Origin of the sequence: Streptomyces sp. NPDC089915, assembly GCF_040684675.1 — a bacterium.
Lineage (GTDB): Bacteria > Actinomycetota > Actinomycetes > Streptomycetales > Streptomycetaceae > Streptomyces.
Map to the genome: position 1 here is coordinate 90,415 of NZ_JBFBGN010000007.1, position 11,158 is coordinate 101,572.

Annotated in this window: 9 protein-coding genes; 6 read left to right on the forward strand and 3 right to left on the reverse strand. The window is 71.9% G+C overall.

Annotation, left to right across the window (positions count from 1 at the left end):
• The first annotated feature begins 2 nt into the window (after positions 1 to 2).
• Together AB0O29_RS04215 and AB0O29_RS04220 are read left to right on the forward strand one after the other, a co-directional pair.
• Positions 3 to 2,090 carry a SpoIIE family protein phosphatase gene (locus tag AB0O29_RS04215; protein ID WP_365145813.1) on the forward strand — a complete coding sequence of 696 codons (2,088 nt, stop codon included), beginning with the start codon at positions 3 to 5 and terminating at the stop codon, positions 2,088 to 2,090.
• A 122-nt stretch (positions 2,091 to 2,212) separates the two neighbouring features.
• Positions 2,213 to 2,389: a hypothetical protein gene (locus tag AB0O29_RS04220; RefSeq protein WP_365145771.1), complete on the forward strand. Its 177-nt coding sequence runs from the start codon at positions 2,213 to 2,215 to the stop codon at positions 2,387 to 2,389.
• Between the two features lie 36 nt (positions 2,390 to 2,425).
• On the opposite strand, the gene AB0O29_RS04225 is transcribed toward AB0O29_RS04220, so the two are convergent.
• A complete protein-coding gene (locus tag AB0O29_RS04225) occupies positions 2,426 to 2,866 on the reverse strand; it encodes a DUF6299 family protein (protein ID WP_365145774.1) in 441 nt (146 codons plus the stop codon).
• Positions 2,867 to 3,049: 183 nt separating this feature from the next.
• Between AB0O29_RS04225 and AB0O29_RS04230 the strand changes: the two genes are divergently transcribed.
• Both AB0O29_RS04230 and AB0O29_RS04235 read left to right on the forward strand, forming a co-directional pair.
• On the forward strand, positions 3,050 to 3,673 hold the full coding sequence (locus AB0O29_RS04230) for a hypothetical protein (RefSeq protein ID WP_365145777.1): 624 nt from the start codon (positions 3,050 to 3,052) through the stop codon (positions 3,671 to 3,673).
• Positions 3,674 to 3,730: 57 nt separating this feature from the next.
• The gene (locus tag AB0O29_RS04235) at positions 3,731 to 4,225 is read left to right on the forward strand and encodes a DUF5949 family protein (RefSeq protein ID WP_365145780.1); all 495 of its coding nucleotides are present in this window, start codon (positions 3,731 to 3,733) and stop codon (positions 4,223 to 4,225) included.
• Between the two features lie 95 nt (positions 4,226 to 4,320).
• Here AB0O29_RS04235 and AB0O29_RS04240 read toward each other — a convergent pair whose 3' ends face one another.
• A complete protein-coding gene (locus tag AB0O29_RS04240; protein WP_365145783.1) occupies positions 4,321 to 5,586 on the reverse strand; it encodes a cytochrome P450 in 1,266 nt (421 codons plus the stop codon).
• A 96-nt stretch (positions 5,587 to 5,682) separates the two neighbouring features.
• Positions 5,683 to 6,840: a low temperature requirement protein A gene (locus AB0O29_RS04245; protein WP_365145786.1), complete on the reverse strand. Its 1,158-nt coding sequence runs from the start codon at positions 6,838 to 6,840 to the stop codon at positions 5,683 to 5,685.
• 220 nt (positions 6,841 to 7,060) lie between these two features.
• Here AB0O29_RS04245 and AB0O29_RS04250 point away from each other — a divergent pair, with 220 nt between their 5' ends.
• Both AB0O29_RS04250 and pflB read left to right on the forward strand, forming a co-directional pair.
• Positions 7,061 to 8,467, forward strand: coding sequence for an MFS transporter (locus AB0O29_RS04250; protein WP_365145789.1), 1,407 nt, complete (start codon positions 7,061 to 7,063; stop codon positions 8,465 to 8,467).
• 323 nt (positions 8,468 to 8,790) lie between these two features.
• Positions 8,791 to 11,061 (forward strand): formate C-acetyltransferase, encoded by a 2,271-nt coding sequence (gene pflB, locus AB0O29_RS04255; protein WP_365145792.1) that lies wholly within the window; start codon positions 8,791 to 8,793, stop codon positions 11,059 to 11,061.
• Positions 11,062 to 11,158 lie beyond the last annotated feature (97 nt).

Sequence of the window (11,158 nt, forward strand, 5' to 3'; positions counted from 1 at the left end):
TGGTGGCAGCGGCGGAGCGGGACGCCGGGGGACAAGGCGGGCCCGGGCCCCTGACGGGCCCCGGGGAGCGGCTCGCGCTCAACGGCATGGGCAGCTTCGAGTGGGACCTGGACAGCGGCGCCCTCGCCCTGGACGAGGCCGGGCTGGCCGTCTTCGACCTGGAGGCGGACGAGTTCGACCACACCCCCCGGGGCCTGGGCCTGCGCATCCCGGCCGACGACTCGGCCCGGCTCCAGGACACCGTCACCGGCGTGCTCGACGGCGGCGGGGACACGTACGGCTCCTACTTCACGGTGCGCCGGCGCGACGGCCGCGACCAGTGGACCCACACCCAGGGCCGGGTCCTGCGCGACCCCGACGGCCGGGCCCGGCGGATCGTCGGCATCGTCCGCGACGCCACCGCCGAGCTCGCCCACGCCACGGTGCTGCGGAAACTGGAGAACGCCCGCATCCAGCAGGCGGCCATCGTGCAGCGCACCACCGACGCCCTGTCGCGGGCGGTGACCGTCGACGACGTGACGGCCGCCCTCACCGGCGCCGGCGCCCTGGAACGGCTCGGCGCGGACGGGCTGGCCCTGGGCCTCGTCGAGAACGAGGCCATCAAGATCATCGCGCTGAGCGGGGAGTCCCTGGAGATCCTCGACGAACGCAAGTTCACCCGGCTGGACGGATCCCTGCCCCTGTCCCAGGCCGTCATCACCCGCAAGGCGCGCTTCGTCACCTCGCTCGCCGCCCTCGCCGACGAGTTCCCCCTGCTGGCCGACTACCTGCGCCGCATCCGCTTCGACGCCGCCGCCTACCTGCCGCTGATCGCTCAGGCCCGGGCCATCGGCGGGCTCGTGCTCTTCTACCGGCAGCGCACCGAGTTCAGCCCCGAGGAGCAGAACCTGTGCCTGGGCCTGGCCGGCATCGTCGCCCAGTCCCTCCAGCGGGCCCTCCTGTTCGACCAGGAGCGCGAGTTCGCCACCGGGCTCCAGGCCTCGATGCTGCCCCGCCGCATCCCCGAGATCACCGGCGGGGAGATCGCCGTCCGCTACCACTCCGCCTGGAGCGGGCGGGAGGTCGGCGGCGACTGGTACGACGTCATCTCCCTGCCCCGCGACCGCGTCGGGATCGTGGTGGGCGACGTCCAGGGCCACGACACGCACGCCGCCGCCATCATGGGCCAGCTGCGCATCGCGCTGCGCGCCTACGCGGGCGAGGGGCACCCGCCGTCCACCGTGCTGGCCAGGGCCTCCCGCTTCCTCGCCGAACTCGACACCGAACGCTTCGCCACCTGCATGTACGCCCAGGTGGACCTGGAGACCGGAGGCGTACGGGCCGTCCGCGCGGGCCACCTCGGCCCGCTCATCCGCCACACGGACGGGCGTACCGGCTGGCCCAACGTCCGCGGCGGCCTGCCGCTGGGGCTGGCCTCGGCCTTCGAACAGGAGGAGTTCCCCGAGACCCGGCTGGACCTGGTCCCCGGCGAGACCCTCGTCCTGTGCACCGACGGGCTCGTCGAGGAGCCCGGCTCCACCATCACCGCCGGCATGGACGCCCTGGCCCAGGCCGTGCGCAGCGGGCCGCAGAGCCCGGGGGAGCTCGCCGACCACCTCTCCGACCGGCTGTGGGAGCGCTGGGGCTCCGGCGACGACGTCGCCCTGCTCGTCCTGCGGCGGGCCCCCGACCCGGGCACCCACCGGGCGCCCCGGATCCACCAGTACGTCCACCAGGCCGACCCCGAGGGGCTCTCCGACGCCCGCTACGCCCTGCGGCAGGCCCTGCGCGACTGGGGCATGGCCGAGCTGGCCGACGACGTGGAGCTGGCGGCGGGGGAGCTGCTGGTCAACGCCCTGCTGCACACGGACGGCGGGGCGGTGCTGACGATGGAGGTGCTGCCGGAGCCGGTGCGGCGGATCCGGCTGTGGGTCAAGGACCGCTCCAGCGTGTGGCCGCGGCGGCGCTCGCCGGGCGAGGCGGCCACCACGGGGCGGGGGCTGCTGCTGGTGGACGCGCTGGCCACGCACTGGGGGGTGGAGTCCCGGGGCGACGGCAAGGCGGTGTGGTGCGAGTTCGACGCGGGCGGCGCGGTGCGCGGCACGGGGTGACCGGCGACCGGGGCCCATGGTGTGACCGGGTGGTCACGCCGAGTTGTGGGATGCGGGGGGCGGGGTGATGATGCCGCCATGAAACCGAAGCGTGGTCTTCCGCGTGGCTTCCGGAACGAGCCGTGCGCCGCCTGAACAGGGGTGCGGTCGCGGGCGTCGTGGTAACGCTCCTCGTGCTGCTGCTGGCGGCCGGGGGGCAGGCGGTCGTGGACTGGACGACGGGGCGGCCGCACAGCGACCCCGGGTGCCAGACGGTCGCGTTCATGTCGATGACGGGCGTCGCCCCGGAGTGCCGGTAGCGGCGGCTACCGGACCCCGCCGGCCTGTCACCCGCGCTACCGGTGGTCGACGACCACCTCGATGACCTGCTCGTCCTGCGCGACGGTGCTCAGCGCGCGCGGCATCAGCCCGGACATGTGGATCTCCTGGAGCTCCGCGACGGCCCGCGCGGGGCCCGCGTGCAGGCCGGCCGTCAGCGGGCTCACCGCCTTCCAGTGGTGCTCCCGGCCGTCGCAGAAGACCTCGCCGGCGCCGATGCTCAGGCGGCTGCCGTCCTGGACGACCGTGGCCTTGACCTGGACCGACCCCGACGTCGGGGAGAGCTCGCAGTGGTAGGTGCCGGAAAGGGAGACCTCGCCCTGCCGGTTGATGTGGGCCTGCGACCTCATGGAAATTCCCTGGTGGAAAACGGTGGCCAGGGCCGGGGTGGCGAACAGGGTGGTGGCGGCCAGGGCGGAGAAGGCCGTCAGGGCCATTCGGCGGGCAGCGGTGGACATTGTTCCTCCGGGGGTGGGTGCGGGTGGCGGGATTCCGCCGGAACGCATTGTGCTGGCAGTTGGCGGGCAACTCGGTCCGCGCGCTCGTGTCGGTGTGTGCAATTCCCCGCTCGGGCGCGTGAGACTGGCCGAAAGATATCCCCGGAAACGCCTGCTTTCGAAGATCCCCGAAGGGGTCCCCGTATGCGTCACACCGCCTCCGTGCTCGCCGCCGCCGCGCTCCTGCCCGCCCTGCTGCTGACCGCCACCGCCTGCCAGAGCGCCCCCGAGGGCGCGGCGTCGGCCCCGGCCGCGGCCCCGGGCGCGGCCCCGGCCGTCCCCGCCGACGACGGGGTGCCCGGCGCCGAGGAGGAGCCCGCCGCCCCCGACCGGGAGGCGGCGGCCGGCGCCGCGAAGGACGCCCGTGTGGGTGACTCCGTACGGGTGCAAGGGCGGGAGGTGGGTCGACACCTCCAGGTGCTGCTCGGTGCGTTCGTGGACCCCGCCGTCAGCGTCGAACCCAACTACGCGCCGCCCGCCGGGAAGCGCTGGGTGGCCGCCTCGATGTCGTTCGTCAACGTCGGCGGGGCCTCGTACGGGGCGCTCGGGCGCGTGTGGGCGTACGACGGCGCGGGCAAGCGCCACCCGGCGGTGCGCACCGGTGAACTGACGACCGGCAAACCCCTCGTCTTCGATTCCCTCGCGGTCGGTGAACGGGCCGAGGGGTGGGTGGTGTTCGAAATTCCGGAAAACCAGCGCATTGTGCGGCTCCAGTATCAGGACGCGAACATGCGGCCGAATTCCGGAGGTGGATTCTGGGCGGTGTAGTCCGCCCGGGTGAAAGGCCGTGAAAGGCCCGGGCGGGAGAGCACTAAGGTGCGGCGCATGACTTCAACGCAAGCCGAAACCGACCGCTCCCTGCTCGGCACCCTTTCCGTCCTCGCCTGGATCGGTGACCCCTCCGAGGGCCACGACGTCCCGTACCTCATCGCCTACACCCTCGGCGACGGCCCGCAGGGCCGGGAGGGCGGCGAGGCGGCCGCCCGCGGGCTGCTGGAGGAGATCGGCCTGCAGATCGGCGACGTCGTCATGGACGGCACGCGCACCCCGCGCACCTTCCCCGTGCAGATCCTGCTCGCCGACGACCAGATCGCACTGACCCTGCCCGGGCTGAACGCCACCTGCACCGCCCCGCCGGAGTGGGTCGCCGCCGCGAACGAGAGCGGGCAGGCGTACTTCCTGTTCGCCACCCGCGCCTGGCCCGAGGCCGTCCCGGGCCAGGTCGTGACGCCGGAGCTGCTCCAGGGCTTCGCCGGGGACGAGGCGGTGCTGACGAGCAGCGCCCACTGCGTCCTCGCGGTGCAGACCCTGCAGAAGTAGCCGCGGCGGCGGTCGCCGCCCCGCTCCGGCCGCCGGGCCCCCAGCCTGCCCGGCGGCCGGCCCCTTCCCCGGCCGGCCGCCCCTCCCCGGGGCCCCTACGGCGCCGCCGGGCACTCGAAGGCGAAGCGCAGCGAGCGGACCCGGTTGTCGAAGTTGGACCCCGCCAGATCGGGCAGACCCACCGCCCGCAGCCCCACCGGCCGGGTCAGCAGCTCGCGGAACAGCGCCTTCATCTCCACCCGGGCCAGATGCGCGCCCAGGCAGAAGTGCGGCCCGCCGCCGCCGAAGCCCAGGTGCGGGTTGGGCGAGCGGGTGATGTCGAAGGCGTCCGGCTCCGGGAAGACCGCCTCGTCACGGTTGGCGGAGGCGTAGTACAGCACCACCTTGTCCCCCGGGACGAACACGTGCCCGCCCAGGGTGTGTTCCGCCGTGACCGTCCGGCGGAACTGGATGATCGGCGTCGAGTGCCGGATCATCTCGTCCACCGCGCCGTCCGCGTACTTCTCGAAGTCCGACAGCAGCAGGTCCCGTTGGGCGGGGAAGTCCGTCAGCAGGGTCAGCCCGTGGGTGATGGCGTTGCGGGTGGTCTCCACCCCCGCCACCATCAGCAGGCTGAAGAAGGCCCCCAACTGGCGGGCACCGAGCGCCTGCCCGTCCACGTTCGCGCACACCAGGGCCGAGATCAGGTCGTCGGACGGGTTCCGCCGCCGCTCCCGCCCGATGCCCGCGACCATCCGCTGCATCCGGGCCAGCGCCCGCAGCCCGCGCCCCGGCATCCGCAGCCGCGACGCCAGACCGCGCTCCACCCCGATGTTCTCCGAGGCGTGGTTGACCCGGTCGGCGATCTCCGCCCGGTAGCGCTCCGGGATGCCCATCATGTTGCAGATGACCTCCAGGGGCAGTCGCGAGGACACCGCCGAGACGAACTCCTCGGGCCGCCGCTCCAGCACGTCGTCCACGATCCGCGCCGCCACCGCGTGGATGTCCTCCTCCGCGGCCGCCAGCAGCCGGGGCGTGAACGCCCGCTGCACGATCTTCCGCAGCTGCGCGTGGTCCGGGCCGTCCAGGTTGACCATCGAGTCCCCGAACAGGGCCCGCACCCAGCGGGCCGGCTCCGGCGTGGTGACCCCGGGGGCGCTCGCGAACACCTTGGGCAGCCGGCTGGCCTCCTGCACGTCCGCGTGCCGCACCAGCGCCCAGTGGCCGCCGCGGCCACCGCCCTCCGGGACGAACGCGGGGGAGCCGAGGGCCCGCAGGCGGGCGAAGGCCGCGAGACGGTCGGCGGGGGGCCGCTGCCAGAAGCCCGGCTCGGCCAGTTCCCCGCCGGGGCCGGTACCGAGTCTCTGTGAGGGGAGTGTCATCCGAGGTGCCTCTCTTGCCGTCGCCCGTAGCCGTGGCGTCCTGCGCTGGAGAACGGTGGCGGCGCCACGGGGGTGACGGCCCCGGGCCCCGCCGCCTCAGGCGGTGGCCGGCGCGGAGCGGACCGAGAGGGCCATCCCCACCACCACGGTGCCCGCCGCGACCAGCCCCGCGTACAGCACGGCGTACGAACCGGCCCAGGTGCAGGCGAGGATCGCGACCGCGGCCAGCGGCAGGACCAGTTGCTGGGCGAGCCCCCGCTTGAAGTGCCGCGAGTGCAGCAGCCACACCATCAGCAGGAACACGGCCGCCGGGACGGTCACGGCCGCGTTCGCCGCCACCTGCGAGATGTGCGCCTTGCCGACCGCGTGCTCCACGGCCACCTCGATGCCGGCGCCGATCGCCGCACCCGAACCGAAGATCACCAGGTGGCCGTAGCCCCACGGGATGGCCTCCCGGTTGGAGTTCAGCCGCTCGTGCATCGGGACCGCGAAGTAGATCCACCACGCGGCGAAGACGATCAGCAGCCCGCCCGCCGCGATGGGCAGCAGCTCGCCCAGCGCCTCGTGCTCGTCGAGGGCCGACTTCACCGCCACCGTGCTCGCGGCGATCGTCTCGCCCAGCACGATGATGGTGAACAGCCCGTACCGCTCCACGATGTGGTGGGCGTGCCACGGCGTCTGGTACTTGCTCTCGGCGACCACCGGCACCAGCAGCTCGGCCACCACCAGCACCAGGAACAGCCAGCGCTTCCAGTCGTCCGGTGCGAACAGCAGCCCCACCCATCCCGCCTGGCACAGCAGCAGACCCGTCGCGTACTTCAGCGCCGAGGCCCGCCCGGCCCCGCTCTCCCCGGCCGCGGCCCGCAGCCACTGCGCCGTCAGCGCCACGCGCATGATCAGGTAGCCGACGACGGCCACCGTCCAGTCGTTGTTGTCGAAGGCACGGCTCACCCCCGCCGCGTAGACGAGCACCCCGGCGATCTGCACGAGCGTCGCGATCCGGTACGGCACGTCGTCGCAGTCGTAGGCGGAGGCGAACCAGGTGAAGTTCATCCACGCCCACCACACGCCGAAGAAGACGAAGAAGTAGCCGACCAGCCCGCTGCCCGGATGCCCCTCGGCCAGCGCGTGCACCAGCCGCTGGCCCGCCTGGGCGATCGCGACGACGAAGCAGAGGTCGAAGAACAGCTCCAGGGTGGTCGCGGTCCGGTGGCCCTCGTCGCGGCTGCGGGCGGTCATAGGTACGTACGTCATACCGCCCAGCACACCAGGCGCCGGCCGCCCGGCAGCCGAGGCGCGCGGCCCACACCGCACGGGTACCCCGGGCGGACGCGGGCGCCGGCGGACCGACCAACGCACTGCCCGCGGCGGGACCTTGTCCCGCCGCCCGCACGACGTTCGCCCCTGCCGCGCGGGGCGCCCGCGGGCAGAGCCTGGAAGGGTCACGCCCCTCCTCGACGTTCAGGACGACGCCATGAGCACCGCAACCCAGCAAGCGCCGGAGGTACTGGCCGACCCGGCGCAGTACCGCCCGGGCCGCGCCATCACGGAATGGAGGCCGGAGGATCCGTCCTTCTGGCAGTCCACGGGCAAGCGGGTCGCGACCCGCAACCTGTGGATCGCGGTACCGGCGCTCCTGGTGGCCTTCGTGGTCTGGCAGGTCTGGAGCATCACGGCGACCAACCTGAAGGACGTCGGATTCGGCTTCTCCCAGTCGCAGCTGTTCTGGCTGACGGCGATCCCCGGCCTCACCGGCGGCACCGCCCGCGTCTTCTACACCTTCCTCGGCCCGATGGTCGGCCAGCGCCGCTTCACCGCGCTCTCCACCCTCGTGCTGATCGTCCCGCTGCTGTGGCTGGGCTTCGCCGTGCAGGACCCGGACACCTCCTACGGCACGATGGTCGCGATCGCCGCGCTGTGCGGTATCGGCGGCGCGAACTTCTCCTCCTCCCTGGCCAATATCGGCTTCTTCTACCCCAAGCAGGAGAAGGGCAACGCCACCGGCATCAACGGCGGCCTCGGCAACCTTGGCGTCTCGGTCGTCCAGCTGCTGACGCCCATCCTGATCACCTCGTCGGTGCTGGCGATCGGCGCGGGCCAGAAGAAGGCGAACGGTTCGGAGATCTACCTCCAGAACGCGGCCTTCGTCTGGGTCCCGGTGGTGGTCGTGCTGGCGGCCGTGGCCTGGTTCGGGCAGAACGACCTCAAGGTCGCCTCGACCCCCTTCAGCCAGCAGAAGATCATCTTCAAGCGCAAGCACAACTGGGTGATGACCTGGCTCTACGTCGGCACCTTCGGCTCCTTCATCGGCTTCGCCGCGGCGCTGCCGCTGCTCATCAAGACCACCTTCCCGGCGTACTCGGTGGCGACCTACGCCTGGATGGGCCCGGCGCTGGGCGCCCTGGCCCGCTGGGCGGGCGGCTGGATCGCCGACAAGCTGGGCGGGGCCCGGGTGACGATCCTGTCGTTCGCGGGCATGGGAGCCTCGATCATCGGTGTGATCAACTTCCTGCCCGGCGGCTCGGATTCGGGTTCCTTCCACGGTTTCTTCCTCTGCTTCCTGGCTGCGTTCTTCTTCTCCGGCGTCGGTAATGGCTCGACCTTCCGGCAGATCCCGGTGATCTTCCGGGGCGTGCACCTGAAGGGCCTGGCGGAGGGCACCCCGCAGTACGCGGCGGCCCTGAAGCAGGCGGAGATCGAGTCCGGAGCGGTGACCGGTTTCACCGCGGGAATCGCCGCCTACGGGTTCTTCTTCATCCCGGCGATGTTCGCCAACTTCGCCGTGACCAGTGCGATGTGGGGCTTCGTGGGCTTCTACGCGAGCTGTGTGGTCGTGGCCTGGTGGTTCTACGCCCGGCCCGGCGCGGAAGCCCCCAGCTGACCCGCGTTCCCCGCGCCGGTCCCGTTCCACGCCTCCATGCTGCCCGGGCCGTCCGGGGCGGGCGCCGGGTTGTCCACAGGCGCCGCCATGCATCGGATCATCCGATTAAGGGCGACCCGCGCGGATATTTGTGAAAGCTTTCACAAGCGCACGAGGGACTTTGGTCCCCTCATAAACCCGCAGCTCAAACGGTGTGTGAAGCAATCGGGGCCCGAAGGCCGCAGGACCTTCGGGCCCCTACTCAGGACCATCGCGGCCCCAAATGATCGATCAAAGGGCGTGCAATGGAGACAAGCGATGAGGCGACTCGGAAGGTGCCGGCCATGACTGCCACCCCTGCGGAAACCACGATGCACACCGGAGCCTGGGACGGCTTCAAGGGCGGACTGTGGCGCGACGCCATCGACGTCCGCGACTTCATCCAGCAGAACTACACCCCGTACGAGGGTGACGACTCCTTCCTCGCCGGCCCCACCGAGCGCACCACCGCCGTGTGGGACTCCCTGACCGACAAGTTCCCGCAGGAACGCGAGAAGGGCGTCTACGACATCGCGTACGACATCCCCTCGACGATCACCGCGCACGCCCCCGGCTACATCGACCGCGACAAGGACCTGATCGTCGGCCTCCAGACCGACGCCCCCCTCAAGCGGGCGATCATGCCGAACGGCGGCTGGCGCATGGTCGCCGGCGCCCTGGACACCTACGGCTACCCGGTCTCCGAGGAACTCGCGAAGGTCTTCACCGAGTACCGCAAGACCCACAACGCCGGCGTCTTCGACGCCTACACCCCCGAGATCCGCGCCGCCCGCAAGGCGGGCGTGGTGACCGGCCTCCCCGACGCGTACGGCCGCGGCCGCATCATCGGCGACTACCGCCGCGTGGCCCTCTACGGCGTCGACCGCCTCATCGAGGCCAAGAAGGAGGAGAAGGACGAGCTGAACGCCCTGCCCGCGGGCGGCCGTTCGCTGGAGGAGACCATCCGCCTGCGCGAGGAGCTCTCCGAGCAGATCCGCGCCCTCGCCGAACTCAAGGCGATGGCGGCCTCCTACGGCCACGACGTCTCCGGCCCGGCCCGCACCGGCCGCGAGGCCATCCAGTGGCTGTACTTCGCCTACCTGGCCGCCGTGAAGGAGCAGAACGGCGCGGCCATGTCGCTCGGCCGCACCTCCACCTTTGTCGACATATATCTTCAGCGCGACATCGAGGCCGGCCTGCTCACCGAGGAGGCGGCCCAGGAACTCGTCGACGACTTCATCATCAAGCTCCGCATCGTGCGCTTCCTGCGCACCCCGGAGTACGACGAGCTGTTCTCCGGCGACCCGACCTGGGTCACCGAGTCCATCGCCGGCATGGGCGAGGACGGCCGCCCCCTCGTCACCCGGACCTCCTTCCGCTACCTCCAGACCCTCTACAACCTCGGCCCGGCCCCCGAGCCCAACATGACCGTCTTCTGGTCGCCCCGCCTGCCCCAGGGCTTCAAGGAGTTCTGCGCCCGCGTCTCGATCGACACCTCCTCCGTCCAGTACGAGTCCGACGAGCTCATGCGCCCCCGCTTCGGCGACGACACCGCCATCGCCTGCTGCGTGTCGGCGATGCCCGTCGGCAAGCAGATGCAGTTCTTCGGCGCCCGCGTGAACCTCGCCAAGACCCTGCTCTACGCGATCAACGGCGGCCGCGACGAGAAGTCCGGCGCCCAGGTCGGCCCCCGCACCGCCGTCCCGGCCACCGCCGTCCTCGACTACGACGAGGTCATGGAACGGTTCGACACGCAGATGGAGTGGCTCGCCCGCACCTACGTCCACGCCCTGAACGTCATCCACTACATGCACGACCGGTACGCGTACGAGCGCATCGAGATGGCCCTCCACGACCGCGACGTCCGCCGCACCATGGCCTGCGGCATCGCCGGCCTCTCGGTCGCCGCCGACTCCCTGTCCGCCATCAAGCACGCGAAGGTCACCGCCGTGCGCGACGAGACGGGCCTCGCCACCGACTACCTCGTCGAAGGCGACTACCCCGCCTACGGCAACAACGACGACCGCGTCGACGACATCGCCGTGTGGCTGGTCGAGGAGTTCATGCGCAAGATCCGCAAGCACGAGACGTACCGGGGCGCCGAGCACACCCAGTCCGTGCTGACGATCACCTCGAACGTCGTCTACGGCAAGAAGACCGGCAACACCCCCGACGGGCGCCGCTCCGGCGAGCCGTTCTCCCCGGGCGCCAACCCCATGAACGGCCGCGACACCCACGGCTACGTCACCTCGGCCCTGTCCGTCGCCAAGCTCCCCTACGAGGACGCCGAGGACGGCATCTCGCTCACCAACACCGTCACCCCCGACGGTCTCGGCCGCACCCCCGAGGAGCGGATCAGGAACCTCGCGGGCGTCCTCGACGGCTACATGTCGGTCGACGGCTTCCACATGAACGTCAACGTCCTGAACCGCGACACCCTCATGGACGCCATGGAGCACCCCGAGAAGTACCCGCAGCTGACCATCCGCGTCAGCGGGTACGCGGTCAACTTCGTCCGCCTCACACGGGACCAGCAGCTCGACGTCCTGAATCGCACCTTCCACGGCTCGCTGTAACGGCCCTCCGGCCCCGCCCGCCGCCCGGTCACCCCCGGCCGGCGGGCCCCCGGGCCGCGCGGGGCCGGGGGCGGGGGGGGCCCCCCCCCCCCCGGGC

Coding starts and splice junctions, on each gene's coding strand:
- AB0O29_RS04230 (WP_365145777.1), top strand. CDS start 3,050: ATGCGTCACACCGCCTCCGTGCTCGCCGCCGCCGCGCTCCTGCCCGCC.
- AB0O29_RS04250 (WP_365145789.1), top strand. CDS start 7,061: ATGAGCACCGCAACCCAGCAAGCGCCGGAGGTACTGGCCGACCCGGCG.
- AB0O29_RS04235 (WP_365145780.1), top strand. CDS start 3,731: ATGACTTCAACGCAAGCCGAAACCGACCGCTCCCTGCTCGGCACCCTT.
- pflB (WP_365145792.1), top strand. CDS start 8,791: ATGACTGCCACCCCTGCGGAAACCACGATGCACACCGGAGCCTGGGAC.
- AB0O29_RS04240 (WP_365145783.1), bottom strand. CDS start 5,586: ATGACACTCCCCTCACAGAGACTCGGTACCGGCCCCGGCGGGGAACTG.
- AB0O29_RS04245 (WP_365145786.1), bottom strand. CDS start 6,840: ATGACGTACGTACCTATGACCGCCCGCAGCCGCGACGAGGGCCACCGG.
- AB0O29_RS04225 (WP_365145774.1), bottom strand. CDS start 2,866: ATGTCCACCGCTGCCCGCCGAATGGCCCTGACGGCCTTCTCCGCCCTG.